Origin of the sequence: Tolumonas lignilytica, assembly GCF_000527035.1 — a bacterium.
Classification (GTDB): domain Bacteria; phylum Pseudomonadota; class Gammaproteobacteria; order Enterobacterales; family Aeromonadaceae; genus Tolumonas; species Tolumonas lignilytica.
Window position 1 is genome coordinate 2,933,048 of sequence record NZ_AZUK01000001.1, and the last position, 20,535, is coordinate 2,953,582.

At 48.1% G+C, this 20,535-nt stretch carries 17 protein-coding genes, 1 pseudogene and 1 riboswitch; of the genes and pseudogenes, 15 read left to right on the forward strand and 3 right to left on the reverse strand.

The genetic code is table 11. The features are described from left to right. Positions 1–6: 6 nt before the first annotated feature. The 3 genes from H027_RS0113685 to H027_RS0113695 all read right to left on the reverse strand — a co-directional run bounded on the left by H027_RS0113685 (position 7) and on the right by H027_RS0113695 (position 6,041). Positions 7–1,275, reverse strand: coding sequence for a YeaH/YhbH family protein (locus H027_RS0113685; protein WP_024873022.1), 1,269 nt, complete (start codon positions 1,273–1,275; stop codon positions 7–9). A 20-nt stretch (positions 1,276–1,295) separates the two neighbouring features. Next, positions 1,296–3,221: a PrkA family serine protein kinase gene (locus H027_RS0113690; RefSeq protein ID WP_024873023.1), complete on the reverse strand. Its 1,926-nt coding sequence runs from the start codon at positions 3,219–3,221 to the stop codon at positions 1,296–1,298. A gap of 363 nt (positions 3,222–3,584) precedes the next feature. Then, positions 3,585–6,041 carry a glycogen/starch/alpha-glucan phosphorylase gene (locus tag H027_RS0113695; RefSeq protein ID WP_237657955.1) on the reverse strand — a complete coding sequence of 819 codons (2,457 nt, stop codon included), beginning with the start codon at positions 6,039–6,041 and terminating at the stop codon, positions 3,585–3,587. A gap of 232 nt (positions 6,042–6,273) precedes the next feature. Between H027_RS0113695 and H027_RS0113700 the strand changes: the two genes are divergently transcribed. The 15 genes and pseudogenes from H027_RS0113700 to clpX all read left to right on the forward strand — a co-directional run bounded on the left by H027_RS0113700 (position 6,274) and on the right by clpX (position 20,425). Then, positions 6,274–8,238, forward strand: a complete 1,965-nt coding sequence (locus tag H027_RS0113700) for a DNA repair helicase YoaA (protein WP_024873025.1) — start codon at positions 6,274–6,276, stop codon at positions 8,236–8,238. Continuing rightward, positions 8,219–8,926: a tRNA (adenosine(37)-N6)-threonylcarbamoyltransferase complex dimerization subunit type 1 TsaB gene (gene tsaB / locus H027_RS0113705; protein ID WP_024873026.1), complete on the forward strand. Its 708-nt coding sequence runs from the start codon at positions 8,219–8,221 to the stop codon at positions 8,924–8,926. Before H027_RS0113700 ends, tsaB begins: the two co-directional genes overlap by 20 nt. A gap of 32 nt (positions 8,927–8,958) precedes the next feature. Next, complete coding sequence (locus H027_RS0113710; protein WP_024873027.1) at positions 8,959–9,243, forward strand: hypothetical protein; 285 nt, start codon at positions 8,959–8,961, stop codon at positions 9,241–9,243. A 25-nt stretch (positions 9,244–9,268) separates the two neighbouring features. Continuing rightward, the gene (locus H027_RS17910) at positions 9,269–9,778 is read left to right on the forward strand and encodes a Slp family lipoprotein (protein WP_024873028.1); all 510 of its coding nucleotides are present in this window, start codon (positions 9,269–9,271) and stop codon (positions 9,776–9,778) included. Between the two features lie 78 nt (positions 9,779–9,856). After that, positions 9,857–9,956, forward strand: a riboswitch (TPP riboswitch). A gap of 99 nt (positions 9,957–10,055) precedes the next feature. After that, the gene (thiC, locus tag H027_RS0113720; protein WP_024873029.1) at positions 10,056–11,903 is read left to right on the forward strand and encodes a phosphomethylpyrimidine synthase ThiC; all 1,848 of its coding nucleotides are present in this window, start codon (positions 10,056–10,058) and stop codon (positions 11,901–11,903) included. Between the two features lie 17 nt (positions 11,904–11,920). Beyond that, positions 11,921–12,559, forward strand: a pseudogene (gene thiE / locus H027_RS0113725) (thiamine phosphate synthase); the annotation flags it as partial. Next, positions 12,552–13,349 (forward strand): HesA/MoeB/ThiF family protein, encoded by a 798-nt coding sequence (locus tag H027_RS0113730; RefSeq protein ID WP_202593444.1) that lies wholly within the window; start codon positions 12,552–12,554, stop codon positions 13,347–13,349. The pseudogene thiE and the gene H027_RS0113730, both read left to right, overlap by 8 nt. Next, complete coding sequence (thiS, locus tag H027_RS0113735; RefSeq protein ID WP_024873032.1) at positions 13,334–13,534, forward strand: sulfur carrier protein ThiS; 201 nt, start codon at positions 13,334–13,336, stop codon at positions 13,532–13,534. The genes H027_RS0113730 and thiS overlap by 16 nt, the downstream gene beginning before the upstream one ends. Before the next feature lie 2 nt (positions 13,535–13,536). After that, positions 13,537–14,316, forward strand: coding sequence for a thiazole synthase (locus H027_RS0113740; protein ID WP_024873033.1), 780 nt, complete (start codon positions 13,537–13,539; stop codon positions 14,314–14,316). Beyond that, positions 14,313–15,449: a 2-iminoacetate synthase ThiH gene (thiH, locus tag H027_RS0113745; RefSeq protein WP_024873034.1), complete on the forward strand. Its 1,137-nt coding sequence runs from the start codon at positions 14,313–14,315 to the stop codon at positions 15,447–15,449. The genes H027_RS0113740 and thiH overlap by 4 nt, the downstream gene beginning before the upstream one ends. Before the next feature lie 230 nt (positions 15,450–15,679). Further along, positions 15,680–16,057, forward strand: a complete 378-nt coding sequence (locus H027_RS17915; protein WP_024873035.1) for an STAS domain-containing protein — start codon at positions 15,680–15,682, stop codon at positions 16,055–16,057. A 70-nt stretch (positions 16,058–16,127) separates the two neighbouring features. Further along, positions 16,128–16,865 (forward strand): monofunctional biosynthetic peptidoglycan transglycosylase, encoded by a 738-nt coding sequence (mtgA, locus tag H027_RS0113755; RefSeq protein ID WP_081741517.1) that lies wholly within the window; start codon positions 16,128–16,130, stop codon positions 16,863–16,865. Between the two features lie 184 nt (positions 16,866–17,049). Beyond that, positions 17,050–18,360 carry a trigger factor gene (gene tig, locus H027_RS0113760; RefSeq protein ID WP_024873037.1) on the forward strand — a complete coding sequence of 437 codons (1,311 nt, stop codon included), beginning with the start codon at positions 17,050–17,052 and terminating at the stop codon, positions 18,358–18,360. 85 nt (positions 18,361–18,445) lie between these two features. Then, positions 18,446–19,069: an ATP-dependent Clp endopeptidase proteolytic subunit ClpP gene (gene clpP / locus H027_RS0113765; protein WP_024873038.1), complete on the forward strand. Its 624-nt coding sequence runs from the start codon at positions 18,446–18,448 to the stop codon at positions 19,067–19,069. Positions 19,070–19,144: 75 nt separating this feature from the next. Next, complete coding sequence (clpX, locus tag H027_RS0113770; protein ID WP_024873039.1) at positions 19,145–20,425, forward strand: ATP-dependent protease ATP-binding subunit ClpX; 1,281 nt, start codon at positions 19,145–19,147, stop codon at positions 20,423–20,425. Positions 20,426–20,535 lie beyond the last annotated feature (110 nt).

The window sequence follows — 20,535 nt, forward strand, 5'->3', positions numbered from 1 at the left end:
TCCTGGTCAGGCGGCCTGTTTCTTAAAGAGTTCGCGGAATACCGGATAGATATCTTCCTGCTTGCGAATATTCTCCATAGCAAAATGAGGGAACTGTTTGGCGAGTTCCTCATACTGAAACCATAAGCTCTGATGGGCACGGGTGGTGATTTCTATATATGAGAAATAGCGTACCCACGGCATGATCTGCTGTTCCAGTATCTTTCGGCAGTGTGGTGAATCATCTGCCCAGTTGTCGCCGTCAGAAGCCTGAGCCGCATAAATGTTCCATTCACTGGCTGGATAACGGCTGTGCATGATATCGCTCATTAATTCGAGGGCGCTGGAGACGATGGTGCCGCCCGTCTCTTGTGAGTAGAAGAAGTCGTGTTCGTTGACCTCTTTGGCCTGAGTGTGATGACGAATAAAAACAACCTCGACATTTTTATAGGTACGGGTGAGGAACAGATAAAGCAGGATATAAAAGCGTTTTGCCATATCCTTGGTCGGTTGATCCATGGAACCTGAAACGTCCATCAGGCAGAACATGACGGCCTGACTAGAAGGAACGGGGCGTTTCACGAAGTTGTTGAAACGAAGATCAAAGGTGTCGATGAATGGTACAGCTTCGATGCGGCGTTTCAGTTCCGCAATCTCTTTTTCCAGCAGCAGGCGCTCACTGGCATTCTCTTCATCATTGCCCAACGCCGCGAGTTGTTCCTCTAATTCGGCTAACTGACGTTTTTTTCCGGTCTGCATGGCGACTCTGCGCGCCAGTGAGTTTTGCAGCGATCGGACAATATTGATGTTGGTCGGTACACCATTGGCGGTGTAACCGGCCCGCACATTTTTCGTTTCTACCAATTTGCTGATCTGGTTTTTCTCCATATTAGGGAGTTCCAGATCGTCAAATAGCAGATCCAGATATTCATCCTTAGATATTTCAAAGATGAAATCGTCGTCGCCTTCTCCTTTATCGCTCGCATCACCGCTGCCGCCGCCACCCTGACCACCATTGTTTTCTGGCCGATCAATATGTTCACCGGTCACAAAACGATCATTACCGGGGTGTACCATCTCTTTACGCCCCCCTTTTCCCTGATGGAAAACGGGTTCGGCAATGTCTTTCGTCGGAATGCTGATGCTTTCGCCATTTTCTATATCCTGAATGCTGCGTTTTGCCACAGCATCAGAAACCGCTTTTTTGATCTGCGATTTATAGCGGCGGATGAACCGTTGCCGGTTCACCGCACTTTTATTTTTACCATTCAATCGTCGATCAATGAAATGGACCATAATATTGATCTCCTCATCCACTAAGTGGATTTGCGAACTCGCAGATACCACTCGGAGAGCAGGCGAACTTGCTTGCGGGTATATCCTTTTTCCATCATCCGTTCGACAAAGTTTTCGTGTTTCTTCATCTCATCGGCAGATGTTTTTGCATTGAAAGAGATCACCGGCAGCAAGTCTTCGGTATTCGAGAACATTTTTTTCTCGATCACGGTGCGCAGTTTTTCGTAACTGGTCCAGTTCGGGTTGCGTCCGGCATTGTTTGCCCGAGCACGCAGCACGAAGTTGACTATCTCGTTACGGAAATCTTTCGGATTGCTGATCCCGGCTGGTTTTTCGATCTTTTCCAGTTCACTGTTCAGCGAGCTGCGATCGAATAACTGGCCGGTCTCAGGATCACGGTATTCCTGATCCTGAATCCAGAAGTCTGCATAGGTGACATAGCGATCGAAAATGTTCTGACCGTATTCGGAATAAGATTCCAGATAGGCAGTCTGTATTTCCTTCCCGATGAATTCAACATAACGCGGTACCAGAAAACCTTTAATGAATTCCAGATAACGGTCATGTATTTCCTGCGGGAATTGTTCACGCTCAATCTGCTGTTCCAGCACATAAAAGAGGTGAACCGGATTGGCCGCCACTTCAGTATGATCAAAGTTGAACACGCGCGAGAGGATCTTGAAGGCAAAGCGGGTCGAGAGCCCTGACATCCCTTCATCGATACCGGCATAATCGCGATATTCCTGATAAGACTTGGCTTTTGGATCGGTGTCTTTCAGGCTTTCACCGTTATAGACTCGCATTTTAGAATAGATGCTGGAGTTTTCAGGTTCTCTCAGACGAGACAATACGCTGAATTGCGCCAGATATTCCAAGGTACCGGGGGCACATTTCGCCTGAGACAGCTCACTGTGCGTCAGCAGTTTTTCATAAATGTGCATTTCTTCAGAAACACGCAGGCAATAAGGCACTTTGACAATATAAACACGGTCAAGAAACGCCTCATTATTCTTGTTGTTTCGGAATTGCTGCCATTCGGACTCGTTTGAGTGCGCAAGGATGATACCTTCAAACGGCAGGGCAGAGAGACCTTCGGTACCGTTATAGTTGCCTTCCTGTGTAGCCGTCAACAATGGATGCAACACCTTAATCGGTGCTTTGAACATCTCGACAAATTCCATCAGCCCCTGATTGGCGAGACATAAGGAACCGGAGTAGGCATAGGCATCGGCATCATTCTGAGCGAAGTGTTCCAGTTTACGAATGTCGACCTTACCGACCAGTGAGGAGATATCCTGATTGTTTTCATCGCCTGGTTCAGTTTTGGCAATCGCAATCTGATCCAAGATCGAAGGGTAAACTTTTTCGACCCGGAATTTGCTGATGTCGCCACCAAATTCATGCAGGCGTTTAGCTACCCAAGGCGACATGATTTTTCGCAGATAACGCGCAGGAATACCATATTCCTGTTCCAGAATTTTGCCGTCTTCATTGAGATCAAACAGGCAAAATGGATGGTCATTAACCGGTGAACCTTTGATTCGGTAAATCGGTATTTTCTGCATCAGTGCTTTGAGTTTTTCTGCCAGAGAGGATTTACCACCCCCGACAGGGCCGAGCAGATAGAGGATCTGTTTCTTTTCTTCCAGACCTTGAGCCGCATGCTTCAGATAAGCCACAATCTGTTCAATGGCTTCTTCCATGCCGTAAAAGTCGTCTTTAAAAGCCGGATAACGCGGAATAATGCGATTAGAGAAAATCCGGCTTAAACGTGGTTCCAGCGCGGTGTCGATCATTTCTGGTTCACCGATAGCCAATAACAGGCGCTCGGAGGCAGATGCATAACAGGAGCGGTCAGAGCGGCACATCTCCAGAAATTCCTGAAGCGTGTATTCCTCTTCCCTGGCAGCTTCGTAACGGCGCTGATAATGATCAAAAATACCCATAGCTTTTCCCCCATACTGAGATGAGTCCCATTTATTCATGGGGCTACATGCATCTGTTTCATTTGTAAGCCTAGACGACATTTCGGCAAAAGTGTCAGAAAGTCTCAATAAATCCAGCAGTTGCTAACACGTATGTCGAGTATCTGGCGAAAGATCCTGTTCTCTGTATTTCTATAGCTAATGTTGTGCCACTCTGTGTGTTTGATGTCAAAAAATATACAAAAATTTAACGTCACTCGGTTATCTACGCATCGCAGAGGTAATTTGCTCAGTGATTATTCTTTTTCTTTGGCATAGAAAAAAGCCACCGAGATAACGGTGGCTTTAGGTAAGCGTGGTAAAGTTTGGTGCACGCTATGAAGATTATGAGATATCACATTTCTCTAGGTGCCAGATTTGACTGACATAATCTTCAATGGAACGGTCAGAGTTGAATTTGCCCACCGATGCTGCATTAATGATCGCCATTTTGGCCCAGCCTGCTTTATCTCGGTACAAGGTATCGATGCGTTTATGCGCTTCATCATAAGAGGCAAAATCGGCTAACGTCAGGTAAGTGTCACCCCAGTCGAGCAGGGCTTTTTTGATCGACTGCAGTTCACCCGGGTGTCCTGGCGTGAAATAGTCGGTATCCAGCCAGTCTAACGCCGATTTAATTTCCGAATTTGCATAGTAATAATCCCAAGGATTATAACCGTGCGATTTCAGTTCTTTGACCTGATCAACATTCAACCCGAAAATCACACAATTATCGTTACCGACTTCTTCTGCAATTTCGATGTTGGCACCATCCAGTGTACCGATGGTAATCGCACCATTCATGGCCAGCTTCATGTTACCAGTACCTGAGGCCTCATAGCCTGCAGTTGAGATCTGTTCCGATACATCAGCCGCCGGGATCAGTTTTTCTGCCAGGCTGACACGGTAGTTCGGCATAAACACAACTTTCAGTTTTCCTTTGATGCGAGGGTCAGCATTAATGCGTTCGCCAACTTTGTTGATCGCATAGATGATGTCTTTTGCAACTCGGTAACCCGGGGCCGCTTTAGAACCGAAAATGAATACACGTGGGTGCATGTCATACTCAGGGTTCAGCAGCAGACGACGATACAACACCAGAATATGCAGCAGGTTGAGTTGTTGGCGTTTGTATTCATGCAGACGTTTGATTTGAATATCGAAGATGGCTTCTGCACTGACATCAATACCGGTTTCTGCTTTGATTACTTTCACCAGTTTCTGCTTGTTGTGCAGTTTGATATCCATGAATTTTTTCTGGAATACCGGATCATCAGCATATTGGTTCAATTCGCGCAGCACATCCAGATTCAATGGCCATTCTGTACCGACCGTTTCGGTGAACAGATCCGCCAATTCCTGATTACAGGAGAGTAACCAGCGGCGCGGAGTGACACCATTGGTCACATTGCAGAATTTATCCGGCCAGAGTTCACTAAATTCTGGGAACAGATCTTCTTTCACCAATTTGGAATGGATTTCTGCAACACCATTGACTTTGTGTGATGTGATCACGCACAGGTTAGCCATACGTACGCGACGTGGATTGCCTTCATCAATAATCGACAGTTTGCGTTTGATGTCATTGTTGTTTGGCCATTTCGCTTCCACTTCGTTTTTCAGGAAATGAGCGTTGATTTCATAAATGATTTCCAGATGACGAGGTAACACTTTCTCAAACAGATAAACCGGCCAGGTTTCCAGCGCTTCTGGCAATAACGTATGGTTGGTGTAAGAGAAAACCTTAGAACAGATATCCCAAGCCGCTTCCCACTCCAGACCTTCGTCATCGATCAGTTCACGCATCAATTCCGGAATTGCCACCGTTGGATGGGTGTCATTCAGTTGCACTGCAATTTGTGCGGCGAAGTCTTTGAAATCAGTATGCGTGCGTTTGTAACGACGCATGATGTCTTTCAGCGAGCAGGCGCAGAAGAAATACTGCTGAACCAGGCGCAGTTCTTTACCCGCTTCAGTTTCATCGTTGGGATATAACACTTTAGAGATGGTTTCGGCTTCGGCTTTTTCTTTCTGCGAATCGACGTAACCACCGTGGTTAAAGACATCCCAGTCAAAGAAATGTGAAGCGCGTGATTCCCACAAGCGCAGAATGTTGACCGTCTCGGCACCGAAACCAACAATAGGAATATCCCAAGGCACACCTTTGATCACTCGGCCCGGATGCCAGACTTTACGAACCTGACAATCTTCACTGAACACTGTTTCGACATAACCGTACAGGGGAATTTCCTGCACCGATTCCGGACGGCAGATTTCCCAAGGGTTGCCATATTCGCGCCAGGAGTCAGGACGTTCAACCTGGCGGCCGTCACGGATTTCCTGACGGAACAAACCATGTTCGTAATGCAGGCCGTATCCGAGTGCCGGATAGCCCAGCGTTGCCAGAGAATCAATGAAACAGGCAGCTAAGCGTCCCAAACCACCATTACCCAGTGCCATATCGGGTTCGTGTTCGCACAGATCGGCTAATTCCAATCCGAGATCCTGCAGTGCATCTTCACAGATCTTATAAAGGCCGAGGTTGTGCAGGTTGTTGGCGGTCAGTCGCCCCATTAAGAATTCAGCTGAAAAATAGTGAACGGCGCGGGTGTCTTTTTTGAGATGGGTTTGTTGCGTGTCGGTCAGGCGCTCAAATAACATTTGATTGATGGTCGCACAGGTTGCCATCCACCATGCTTGTTTGCTGGCTTTCTTTTCACTTGTGCCCAGTGTTGTACGAAGATGGTGAACGATCTCCTGTTTGAACTCATCCTTGTCCAATGCAAATAGCGGCTTTTCCATAGGATTCACCATAGCGATTACCTCTTTAAACAATTAAGTCTTGGCCACAAAATATACAGTAAACTACTCTAGTTCATTATTTGTGTCATGTAATGCGCGCGCAAAGAAAGATTCTCACGATGTTGACCGAATGTCCTCTGCAGAATCTTGTCGATTGTTCGAGTTGTTATTCCTGTCACATATGTAATTCCCATATAATTGTTACATCACTATTTCGTGCCGGAATCCTCTGTTGAATATCGATTATTTTGCTGAAAAAGGCCTGCTTGCAAAGACAATTCCCGGCTTTGCACCGCGGGAAGCACAGGTTCATATGGCCGATGCGGTCAGCAAAGCAATAAATACTGCCGGGCGTTTGCTGGTCGAAGCCGGAACCGGAACAGGAAAAACTTTTGCATATCTTGTTCCTGCACTGGATAGCGGCAAGCGGGTCATCATCAGTACCGGCTCGAAAGCGCTGCAGGATCAGCTGTATGAGCGCGACCTGCCCACCTTGTTGCTGGCAATGCAATACACTAAACCGGTCGCGCAGTTGAAAGGCCGTGCCAATTACCTTTGTACTTACCGGCTTGCCTTGCTGGAACAAGAGATGCACTTTCTGGCTGCCGATGTCTTTGCGGATTTACCCAAAGTCCGGCAATTCAAGAACCGGACGATCAGTGGTGATGTCGCTGATATTCCCGGTTTACAGGAACAGGCGCCTATTTTGCCTTTCGTGACCAGCACGAATGATAATTGTCTGGGGCGTGAATGTCCGGATTATGAAAACTGTTTTCTGGTGAAGGCTCGCCGCAAGGCCCTGGATGCGCAAGTGGTGGTCATCAATCACCATCTGTTCTTTGCCGATATGTCTGTGAAAGACACCGGTTTCGGTGAGCTGCTGCCAGAAGCTGATGTCTATATTTTCGATGAGGCCCATCAATTGCCGGATATCGCCAGTCAGTATTTTGGTGAGTCACTGTCTAGCCGTCAGCTCAGTGATGTTGCTGACGAGTTGCGATTGGCATACCGGTTGGAAGCGAAAGACATGGCACAACTCGGAAAGGCCGCCGATCGGCTGGTGCAGGATTGTCAGGCTATGCGACTGGCTTTTGGCGTTGATCCTTCCCGAGGCAATTTACGGGATGTTTTGGCACAACCGCAAATGCAGCGTGAACTGCAACGCCTGAAAGAATCGATCAAATTCTGTTATGACGTTTGCAAACTGGCATTAGGACGAGGCGAGCAAATCAATAACTGCTTTGAGCGTCTGGCTGGTTTTATGACCACGATGGATCATGTCACGGCCATAACCGAAGTGGGGGCTGCCTATTGGTATGAGACGACTAAACGGCATTTCACGTTAAATGTTACGCCACTGTCCATCGCTGAGCGGTTTGCACAGGAGGTGATGCGAGTTGGTTGCAGTTGGATTTTCACCTCCGCGACCTTGACGGTCGGTGAAGAATTTAATTATTTTTCTGAGCGGATGGGCGTTACAGACGCCGATACCTGCCTGCTGGACAGCCCGTTCGATTATGAGCATCAATCACTGTTGTGTGTGCCGCGAAATCTGCCCGATACCTCGGTATATCAACGAGCCACTCAGCTGGCAGAACGCTTGCTGCCGGTCATAGAAAATGTACCGGGAGGCTGTTTTTTCCTTTGTACCAGTTATCACAGTGTTAATCAGATAGCACAGGTATTACGCGATAAATTAGATCGAACAGTTCTGGTGCAGGGAGATGACAACAAACAGCGCATTCTGGCTGATTTTGTCGCTGACGGACATGCCGTGCTGGTGGCAACTTCTTCATTCTGGGAGGGGGTTGATGTGCGAGGAGCGGCATTGTCTTGTGTCATCATCGATAAGCTGCCCTTTACCTCGCCCGACGAGCCGCTACTGAAAGCCCGTATGGAGGATTGCCGTATGCAGGGCGGCGATCCATTCCAGCAGTTGCAATTGCCGGAAGCGGTCATTGTATTAAAACAGGGGGTCGGTCGATTGATCCGTGATTATCAGGATCGTGGTATTCTGATCCTCTGTGACCCTCGTTTGGTCAATAAACCTTATGGTGCCGCATTTCTGAAAAGCTTGCCGCCGATCCCGCGGTGTCGGGATTTGGCCCGTTTAGCAGAATTTTGGACCCCGCCGGTTTTAGAGCCGGAAGCCTTATTACAAGAAGAGACGATTACTGATGAAAATTCTGGCGATTGATACAGCCACAGAAGCTTGTTCTGCAGCCTTATTATGGAACGGTGCTGTATTAACCCGCGAACAAGTTGCCCCACAGGCTCATACCCGACTCATTTTGCCGATGGTCAATGAATTATTGGTACAGGCTGGAGCCTCATTGAATGAACTGGATGCGATTGCCTTTGGCCGGGGGCCTGGCTCCTTCACCGGCGTGCGGATTGGTATTGGTGCCGCGCAAGGCTTGGCATATGGCGCAGATGTCCCCCTTATCGGTATTTCCACTTTACAGATGCTGGCGCAGGGAATGTACCGTCGTCTGCACACCGAAAATGTCGTTGCCGCCATTGATGCTCGGATGAATGAAATCTACCTTGGCGCTTTTATGATGCAAGACGGTCGGATGCAACCCCTGCTTGATGAAGCGGTGATTTTGCCGGAACAAGCACCGGAATGGCTGAATCCGGTGGCAACAAAAATAGCGGGTGGCTCTGCAGTGGGAACCGGGTTCACCAGCTATACTGAATTAGCAGCAAAATTGGGATTGATCCCGACTGAAAATCAGGTCGAATTGAATCTGCCCTGGGCTCAGGACATGCTGCCACAAGCCGTTGCCGCCTTTGAAGCAGGTGAGTATTGTGATCCGTCTCTGGCTACACCTGTATATTTACGTGATAAGGTGACTTGGAAAAAATTGCCAGGTCGTGAATAATTAGTAAACAGGAATAACAAAGTCCGTTTTCTATGAATATTGCTGCTGCCAATCTTTCGATCACTGGATTAAACCGACCGGATAGCATTATCTATCCGGGGAAAGATCGTGCCAGCGAGGAAACGACAGAGCAATCCGGCAAAACGACTTCCGATACAGTGTTGTTTGCCGATGGTGCCGAAGAGGCTGCCGAAAAACTCACCTATGATCAACCCAGCCCGAAACAAAGTCGGGCTATCTATGCTTACAAGGATATCGCCTTTCAGGATCGCCGTGCTCAGATTGAGCAGATGGTTCGTGTCGATATGTATGCCTGATTTTCTTTCTATCTGAGACTGACACATGAAATGGATTGCATGCTTTGTGGTCATGTTTTTGACCGCTTGTGCCAATAATAATACCGGTTATTATGCAGACGATTCAGTCTTGATCCGCCAGCAATTTACGCAAATGGCGCAGCCCAATAACCCGCAAGGCTGGTTGGTCAAATGGAGTGGGGTGATCGCTGCAACCCGTAATCTGGCCTCAGGCACCGAAGTTGAAATCGTCTATCTGCCGCTCGGTTATAATGGGGTGCCGCAGCAATCAGAACAATCTCCCGGACGTTTCATCGCGGTATTTCCTCAGCTATTAGACCCTGTGTTGTATGCGAAAGGCCGTAGCATCACTGTTTCTGGTAAAACGGGTGAATCGCGAGAAGGCAAAATTGGGGATATGCCATACCGTTTTGCGGTGATCAATGCCACTGAACACAAACTTTGGCCAATCGTGAAAGAAGTCGAGGTTCGGTACGAATCCCCGCTATTTGATGACGGTTTTTATTTCCAGCATCGGGTGTTTGTTCCCCGCTAAATCAATCATTCTTCGGTGGCAATAATCATCAATTGTTATCTGATTGTTGCCATTCTTGATTCCTCGTTTCATACTAGCAGCCACTTGTCGGAGTGCCCTTTGGGCTGAGACCGTTGATTCGGGATCCGTTGAACCTGATCAGGCTAAAACCTGCGAAGGGAACAAGAGTTGCGCTCAGGAATAATTCCTCGTCAGATCTAAACGATCTTTTGCCGCAAAACTCCTCTCAACGCCACTTCCGGCAAGCCATCCGAAATCTATTTAAGGTGAGCTTGCTATGTCGAAAAATCTAACTGCACGTGAACGTCGTGATTCCGCAAAAGAATATTTATCTACGCTGGCGGCACAGACGTTTCCGAATTCAGACCGCGAATATCTGGAAGGCCCACGCCCTGATATCCGTGTGCCGATGCGTCGAATTCATCTGTCACCCTCTTTAGTAGGTGGTACAAAGCAAGCTCCAATTTATGAAGAAAATGCACCGGTGTTGGTGTATGACACCTCCGGAGCTTATGGCGATCCTGAGCAGTTGGTCGATGTTACGGTAGGTTTGAAACCCATCCGTCAGAACTGGATCTTGGAACGTAATGATACCGAAGAGGTATTGGAGCCTACTTCGGCATTTACCCGCGCACAGGCAGAACAACTGCAGTTAGTTCCGCAAATGAAAGTGAAGGCCCAGATCCGCAAAGCCAAAGCTGGCCAGTGTGTCAGTCAGCTGCATTATGCGCGTAAAGGCATCATCACACCGGAAATGGAATATATTGCGGTACGTGAAAACCAGCGTCGTTTGCAAGAGGGTGAAAAAGGGATCACGGCGGAATTTGTCCGTCAGGAAGTCGCAGAAGGACGCGCCATTATTCCGTCTAATATCAATCACCCGGAAAGTGAGCCGATGATCATTGGCCGTAACTTCCTTGTTAAAATCAACTCCAATATCGGTAACTCGTCTATCAGTTCCAGTATTGAAGAAGAAGTGGAAAAACTGATCTGGTCTACTCGTTGGGGGGCAGATACAGTGATGGATCTCTCTACTGGTCGTCATATCCATGCGACACGTGAGTGGATCCTGCGTAACAGCCCGGTGCCTATCGGCACGGTTCCGATGTATCAGGCATTGGAAAAAGTGAACGGTATTGCAGAAGATCTGAGCTGGGAAGTGATGCGTGATACGCTGATCGAACAGGCTGAACAGGGCGTCGATTATTTCACCATCCATGCGGGTCTGTTGTTGCGTTATGTTCCGCTGACGGCCAAACGTGTCACCGGGATTGTTTCCCGTGGCGGTTCTATCATTGCCAAATGGTGTCTGGCGCATCATCAGGAAAACTTCCTCTACACGCATTTCCGCGAAATTTGTGAGATCTGCGCACAATATGACGTGGCACTGTCATTAGGGGATGGCTTGCGTCCAGGTTCAATTGCTGATGCTAATGACGAAGCACAATTTTCTGAATTGAGAACCTTGGGTGAATTGACGCAAGTTGCGTGGGAATATGATGTTCAGGTCATGATTGAAGGGCCGGGCCATGTGCCGATGCATCTGATTAAAGAAAACATGGATGAGCAGCTCAAGCATTGTCACGGCGCCCCGTTCTATACCTTAGGCCCGCTAACCACCGATATCGCACCGGGCTATGACCATTTCACCTCTGGTATCGGCGCGGCCATGATCGGCTGGTTTGGATGTGCGATGCTTTGCTATGTGACTCCGAAAGAGCATCTCGGGTTACCCAATAAAGAAGATGTAAAGCAGGGCTTGATGGCGTACAAGATCGCAGCGCATGCCGCTGATCTGGCGAAGGGACATCCGGGTGCGCAGATCCGTGACAATGCCATGTCGAAAGCACGTTTTGAATTCCGCTGGGAAGATCAGTTCAATCTGGCGTTAGACCCGGATACCGCCCGTGCGTATCACGACGAAGATCTGCCGCAGGAATCGGGCAAAGTTGCGCATTTCTGTTCGATGTGTGGTCCTAAATTCTGTTCCATGAAGATCAGTCAGGAAGTACGTCAGCTCGATAGCGAAGGAGCCTTCGATGATGTCAAACAAGGCATGGAACAACAAGCTGCCACGTTCCGTGAACTGGGCGGCGAACTCTATCTGGCCAAAGAGGTAGAGTGATGGAAGGCGTAGCCGCTTTTGCGAAGACCGATCACCGATTAGGGCTTTATCCGGTGGTGGATTCGGTGGAGTGGATTGCCCGCTTGCTGGAGTGGGGCGTCACTACGCTGCAACTGCGGATCAAAGATCCGCAGGCTGCTGATCTGGAACAGCAGATCATGCAGGCCATTGAACTGGGGCGCCGTTATCAGGCCCGCCTGTTTATCAATGATTACTGGCAACTGGCTATCAAGCATCGAGCCTATGGTGTGCATCTCGGGCAGGAAGATATTCAGACGGCTGATCTAGATGCATTACGTAGCGCTGGTCTGCGATTGGGTATTTCCACGCATGACTCCGTTGAACTGGCAGATGCATTGGCCTTACAGCCCTCTTACGTAGCCCTAGGGCACATCTTCCCGACACAAACTAAAGAGATGCCATCTCAGCCTCAAGGCTTGATTAATCTGGCAGCAGCGGTTGCACAGTCTGGTCCAATCCCGACGGTAGCAATTGGCGGTATTTCAGAAGAGCGCATCGCCGATGTACTGGCGACCGGTGTCGGTAGTGTGGCGCTGGTCAGCGCCATTACCAAGGCGGCAGATCCCGAGCAGGCAACCAAACGGCTGCTTCAGCATGTGGAAGGTGTTAGCAGCAGAGGCGCCTCCGATGCCTGAACTGCTGACCGATGAAGAGTTCCTGCGCTATGGACGACAGATCCTGCTGCCGGAAATCGGCGAAGCAGGGCAGGCCAGACTGAAAAAAAGCAAAGTATTGATCGTTGGGTTAGGCGGGCTGGGTTCACCGGCTTCGCTCTATCTGGCGGCTGCGGGTGTCGGGCAACTCTGGTTGGCCGATGGTGATAAGGTGGATAGCAGCAACCTGCAACGACAAGTGCTCTACCGTACGGCGGATCGCCATCAGAGCAAGACCAAGGCAGCCGCGACCCATCTGAAGGCGTTGAATCCGGCAGTTCAGTGTCATGTTCTGCCGGCTGTGGATGAATCATTGCTCGCCAGTATTGTGCCGCAGGTCGATGCCGTATTGGACTGCTCGGATAACATGCTAACCCGCCAGCGTGTCAATGCAGCCTGTGTGGCGGCCTGTAAGCCCTTGATCACGGCAGCCGCTACCGGCTGGGATGGTCAATTGCTGCTCTGCGAGCCGGAACAGCATTCTGTCTGTTATCACTGCCTGTTTCCGTCATCAACGGAACCGGGCCTGAATTGCAGTACCGCTGGCATCGTTGGCCCGATAGTCGGGATGTTGGGGGCGGCACAGGCGTTATTGACTCTGCAGCTACTCTGCAATTTACCTCGGCCAACCGGTGTGTTGCAGCGTTTTGATGGTCGAACACTACAATGGCAACGGTTACAAACCCAACCTGATCCTGCCTGTTCCGTCTGCCAATCACTCTCCTCAACATCATTTTCCGAATCGGAGTTCCCGACATGCAAATCCGCTTAAATGGCGAGCTGGTACAGCTTGAGGCGTCCTGCAGTCTTGAAGCGTTACTGGCTGCACAAGATCAATTGAAGGCCGGTGTGGCAGTGGCGTTGAACCAACAGGTTATCCCTTGCAGCCAGTGGGCCACTATTTTTCTTTCAGATCATGACGACGTGGATCTCTTCCGCGCCATTGCCGGAGGTTAATCATGACTCAACCCCTTAAAATTGCCGATAAAATCTTTAATTCCCGTCTGCTGACCGGAACGGGTAAGTTTGCTTCTGCGCAGATCATGCAGCAGGCGCTGACCGCCAGCGCAACTGAGATTGTCACCATGGCGCTGAAGCGAGTTCGCCTCGATGAGCCGGATGTCCAGATCCTGGAACCACTGCGGGAAATGGGCGTTCAATTACTTCCAAATACCTCTGGGGCTCGCAATGCCAAAGAGGCAATTTTTGCAGCACAACTGGCTCGCGAAGCGCTGGGAACGAATTGGCTGAAACTCGAAATTCATCCCGATCCGCGTTATCTGATGCCTGATCCGATAGAAACGTTTAAAGCGGCCGAAGAGTTGTGCAAGCAAGGATTCGTCGTGTTGCCGTATTGCGGTGCCGACCCATTACTCTGTAAACGACTGGAGGAAGTGGGATGTGCGGCGGTAATGCCTCTGGGCGCTGCGATTGGTTCCAACCAAGGGCTATCCACCAAAGCAATGTTGGAAATCATCATCGATCAGGCCAATGTACCGGTCATTGTCGATGCCGGTATCGGCGCACCATCCCATGCTGCCGCAGCGCTGGAAATGGGGGCCGATGCAGTACTGGTGAATACTGCGATTGCAGTGGCCGGTGATCCAGTCGCGATGGCTCAGGCATTTAAAATGGCGGTAACCGCCGGACGCATGGCGTACGAAAGCGGCTTGGGTGCCGTCAATCAGCAGGCGATTGCCTCCAGTCCTCTTGCCGCTTTTCTGGAGACACTGGCATGAGTTTTTACGACGAATGGGAAAAACTCGACTGGGAAACGCAACAACAGTGGATTTTGCAGCAATCTGATGCAGATGTAGAACGGGCACTGGCGCGTTGTTCTCGCCCAGGTAAACGTGAGTTGGCCGACTTTGTGGCGCTCATTTCACCGGCGGCTGAAAAATATCTGCTGCCAATGACCGAGCTATCGCAGAAACTGACCCGTCAGCGGTTCGGTAATACCATCAACATGTATCTACCACTTTATCTGGCCAATCTGTGCGCCAATGATTGCACATATTGTGGCTTCTCCATGAGCAACAAGATCAAACGTAAAGTGCTGTCGTTGGAAGAAATTGACCAAGAGTGTCAGGTTATTCGCCAGATGGGCTTTAAATCGTTGTTGTTGGTGACAGGAGAGCATGAACGTAAATCCGGCATGGATTATTTTCGGGAAGTGTTTCCGGTCATCAAACCTTATGTTTCTTATCTGATGATGGAAGTGCAGCCGCTTTCTACAGAGGAGTATCGTGAACTGGTCAGCATCGGGTTGGATGGGGTCATGGTGTATCAGGAAACCTACCACGAGCCGACCTATGATGAGCATCATTTACGTGGGAAGAAAAAAGACTTCCGCTGGCGGCTGGAAACCCCGGATCGCTTGGGGGAGGCGGGGGTGGACAAAATCGGTCTGGGCGCTTTGCTGGGATTAGGCGATTGGCGTACTGACAGTTTGATGGTCGCGCGGCATTTACAATATCTGCGCAAGACGTACTGGCAGAGTCGTTATTCGATCTCGTTTCCACGTTTGCGGCCTTGTACGGGCGGTTTTCAGCCTGAATATCCGATGAGTGATCGCCAGTTACTGCAACTTATCAGTGCCTATCGTCTGTTTGACCCCGAGGTCGAACTTTCTCTTTCCACCAGAGAACGGCCTGAGTTCCGGGATTTCCTGATGAAAACGGGTATTACCACCATGAGTGCCGGATCTAAGACCCAGCCGGGTGGTTATGTTGACGGCAAGCCGGAACTGGAACAATTTGCTGTCAGTGATGAACGAAGTGCTGAACAGGTGGCTTCAGTGATTCAACACCAAGGCATGGAGGTTATCTGGCAGGAGTCCAGTCCTCAACGTTGGACTAATTTGCAGAATTAGTCGTTCCAATTGACTGCAATATGCGAAAAATAGTGAAAAATCATTTGCATTTTGCAGTCCATTGCACCGTAAAAAAGCAAAACTGATTTCGATTTATAAAAATTCCATTATATATCATGGTGATATAATTATTTTATGATTCTGTGTAAAGTTGGCATCAAATCTGTATCTCTCTAAGAGCCAGAACCTATTCGCCAGCTGTGATCGGCTTAGACTATTTTGGAGTTAAAATGCCAGTCATTACATACACTATGAATCAGACGCTGGTGCTCACAATCGACGGCGAATTAAATAATGATATGGTTGAAGAAATCAGACCAATCATTGACTCCCTGATCCAAAAACACACCGACGTTTTAGTGGACATGAGTTCAGTGTGTTTTATTGATTCTGCCGGTATCGGATCGCTTATTTATCTCTATAAACAACTCCAGTCTAACGGCCGTCGTATGCGCGTGATATGTAAACAGGGGCAACCTCGCGACCTGCTTTCGATATTGCATATCGATCGCACTATTACATGCTATCAAAACGTGCGTGATTTCTTGGCTGATGTATCTGCCGAACAAGCAGCGATGGATACGCGCTATTCATCAATGGCAATGTAGCGGTTGCTGACTCGCCACTTCTTATTGATTTCGATAAACTAAGACAATAGAAATCTGCAATCCCGTATTTATGTTGCTGACTGCATGTCGTAATTTTCTGAGCTTTGAAAATCTGTCGTGGAAAATGTGGCTGAAAAAGCTACTGATCCTTTGTGTTGCCTGGTTTTTCCTCTGGCACCTGAGTATTGCGTTACGCATAGTCAGTTATAACTGGTTCGATCCATCATCCACCGCCTTCATGGATGAACAGATGGCGATATTGCAACTGGAAAACCCCGCGATAAAAAAACGTCAAACATGGGTGCCTTATCCATCCATATCAAATTCATTAAAACGAGCATTGATTGCGGCTGAAGATGCCAAATTTCTGGATCACGATGGTTTTGACTGGGATGGCATTGAAAACGCGTGGGAAAAAAATCTGGCTAAAGGAAAAATCGTAGCGGGCGGTTCGACCATCAGTCAGCAATTAGCTAAAAATTTGTTTTTAAGTGCAAACAAAACACCATGGCGCAAATTGGATGAAGCCGTAATCACCGTCATGTTGGAGACCATTCTGGATAAACAGCGGATCTATGAATTATATTTGAACGTGATTGAATGGGGTTCCGGTATCTATGGGGCAGAAGCTGCTGCTCAATATTACTTTGGTATTCCGGCAAAGAAACTGACGGCCTCACAGTCAGCATATCTAGCTGCGATGGTCACTAATCCTCGATTTTACCAGACCCACAGGCGGTCCGCCCATTTGTTGCATAAAGCCGGGGTTATTCTCAAAAGAATGCATCAATCCGACATTCCCGATTGATTTAATTTGAGCTAGTTAGAAAAAACGTCAGCTTATGCAGACCTCCCTCGACTCGTCGAATCTCCATCGCTATAATGGCGCGTCATTTTATAACTGTCGCATTTTGCGCATCTTATTTAGTGGTGGTTAACCGATCACCAACAATAGCAACAGCACTCCGTGCTGAGTTTTACGAGGTAATGCAATGCAAGTTTCTGTAGAGACGACCCAAGGTCTGGAACGCCGTCTTACCATCACTGTACCAGCTGATAAGATCGAAAAAGAGTACAACAGCCGTTTGAATCAAGTTGCTAAAACCCGCCGGATTGATGGTTTCCGTCCAGGTAAAGCACCAAAAGCGCTGATTCAGAAAATGTACGGTGAAGCTATCGTTGCTGACGTGGCTGATGCTGTTATGCAACGTCACTTTGTTGAAGCATTGGTTGCTGAAAAACTGAACCCTGTTGGTGCTCCTACTCTTGAGCCAAATCAGCTGATCCCTGGTTCTGATTTCACATTCACTGTCTCTTTCGAAGTGTATCCTGAATTCAAAGTACAGAATCTGGAAGCAATCAAGGTAGAAAAACCAGTTGCTACCGTATCTGACGCTGACCTAGACAAAATGCTGACTACACTGCGCAAACAGCATGCAAGCTGGATCGATGCCGATGAAGCTGCTGCCAACGATCTGCGTGTGAACATGGATTTCGTGGGTTCAGTTGACGGTGAAGAGTTCGAAGGCGGTAAAGCAGAAGGTTTCGCTTTGGTTCTGGGCGCTGGTCGCATGATCCCTGGTTTTGAAGATGGCATCCTGGGTAAAAAAGCAGGCGAATCTTTCGATATCGAAGTAACATTCCCTGAAGATTACCATGCTGAAAACCTGAAAGGTAAAGCAGCAAAATTTGCGATCAAACTGAACAAAGTTGAGAAGCAAGAACTGCCTGAGCTGGATGCTGAATTCATCAAACGTTTTGGCGTTGAAGATGGCACAGTTGAGAGCCTGAAAGCTGAAATCCGCAAAAACATGGAACGCGAACTGAACCAGGCACTGAAAGGTCAGGTTAAAGAGCAAATCCTGTCTGGTCTGTTAGAACAGAATCAGATCGATGTACCAAAAGCAGCTGTCACCCGTGAAATTGAAGCTCTGCGTCAGCAGGCTCTGCAACGTTTCGGTGCTGGTAACAGCAAAAATGTTCCTCAGTTACCAGATGAGCTGTTTACCGAACAAGCTGAACGCCGTGTTCGTATCGGTCTGCTGCTGGGCGAAGTCATTCGTGAACAAGAAATCAAAGCTGATGATGCGCGTGTGAAAACACTGATCGAATCACTGGCTACAGCATACGAAGATCCATCAGAAGTCGTTGATTACTACTTCAAAAATGAGCGCCTGCTGAATAACATGCGTGATCTGGCTGTAGAAGACCAAGCAATTGAATTCTTGCTGGGTAAAGCACAAGTTACTGAAAAAGAAACTTCATTTGATGAAGTAATTAACAAAGCTGGTGCTGCAGCGTAATCAGAATTTGACTGATCACACAATCTAATGCGTATAATGGCCCGAAAGCGAAAGTATTCGGGCCATTTTTTTAGGTATTCTGACTATGACCAATTTGTTCAATGATCAAATCTCATCTCCGTTGAATTCTCTGGTGCCGATTGTTGTAGAACAAACTGCACGGGGTGAGCGTTCTTACGATATATATTCTCGCCTGTTAAAAGAACGCGTGATTTTTCTGACTGGTCAGGTAGAAGACCAGATGGCCAATCTGATTGTCGCGCAATTGTTATTTTTAGAGTCGGAAAACCCAGATAAAGATATTTATCTGTATATCAACTCACCGGGCGGTTCAGTGACTGCGGGCATGGCCATCTATGACACACTGAAATTCATTAAACCGGATGTCAGCACGGTATGTATGGGGCAGGCATGTTCAATGGGAGCGTTCTTGTTATCTGCCGGGACTAAAGGTAAACGTTTCTGTCTGCCAAGTGCCCGAGTCATGATCCATCAGCCATTGGGCGGATTCCAAGGCCAAGCATCTGATATTCAAATCCATGCGATGGAAATTCTCAAAATCAAAGAGAGACTGAATAATTTACTGGCAGAACATACGGGGCAGCCATTGGAACGTATCGAGCGTGATACTGACCGTGATAATTTCATGTCAGCAGAGCAAGCGGTCGAGTATGGTCTGGTTGATGCGATCCTGAATAAACGCACCTGACAGATTGGTTTTTCTGCGCTACATTCAGAGGATGTGTAGCTATAAGCACAGAATCGTAAGTACAAGAGGTTTTGAATGACAGATAAACGCAAAGACAGTGACCATAGCAAACTGTTGTATTGCTCATTTTGCGGCAAAAGCCAGCATGAGGTCCGTAAACTGATCGCGGGTCCATCAGTTTATATTTGCGATGAATGCGTCGATCTGTGTAACGACATTATTCGTGAAGAAATTCGGGATATTGGTGGTACACGTCCTCACGCAACGGAATTACCGACACCTCACAAGATCCGTGCACACCTGGATGATTATGTCATTGGTCAGGAACTGGCAAAAAAGGTGCTGGCAGTTGCAGTGTATAACCACTACAAGCGTCTGCGCAGCGGCAGCACTGCGGATGGTGTGGAATTAGGGAAATCTAACATTCTGCTGATTGGGCCAACCGGCAGTGGTAAAACCTTACTGGCTGAAACACTGGCTCGCTTGCTGGATGTTCCATTTACTATGGCTGATGCCACTACATTAACCGAAGCGGGTTATGTAGGGGAAGACGTAGAAAACATCATCCAGAAACTGCTGCAGAAATGCGATTACGATGTAGAGAAAGCACAACGCGGTATCGTCTATATCGATGAAATTGACAAAATTTCGCGTAAGTCTGATAACCCGTCTATTACCCGAGACGTATCAGGTGAGGGTGTTCAGCAGGCTTTGTTGAAACTGATCGAAGGCACTATTGCGGCTGTGCCACCACAAGGTGGTCGGAAACATCCACAACAAGAATTCCTGCAGGTTGATACATCCAAGATTCTGTTTATTTGTGGCGGCGCATTTGCCGGGTTAGATAAAGTCATTGAACAACGCACTGCACAAGGTGCGGGTATTGGTTTCAATGCGGAAGTGAAGTCGAAAGAGAAAAAGGTGACTTTGTCAGAATCGTTTGCCAAAGTGGAACCTGAAGACTTGGTTAAATATGGTCTTATTCCCGAATTCATTGGCCGTTTGCCCGTTGTTGCAACGCTGACTGAACTGGATGAAAACGCGTTGATCCAGATTTTAGTTGAACCAAAGAATGCGTTAACCAAACAGTATCAGGCGTTGTTTAAGCTGGAAGGTGCTGAGTTGGAATTCCGTGAAGATGCCTTATTGGCTATTGCTCGTAAAGCGATGGAACGAAAGACTGGTGCTCGAGGTTTGCGTTCAATTGTAGAAGGCGTTTTACTGGATACCATGTATGACCTGCCTTCAGTAGAGCATGTGAGTAAAGTCGTGGTGGATGAACATGTCATTAACGGCGAAACTCAGCCAATACTGATTTATGATAATCCGGAAAAACAGGCTGCATCAGCAGAGTAATTGTTTGAAATATGAACAAAAAGAAGGGGCGAAAGCCCCTTTCTTATTTTTTGATGACAATGAGATTGAATATCGGAGAAATAGCCCCATATACTGATTCTATGCTCAGC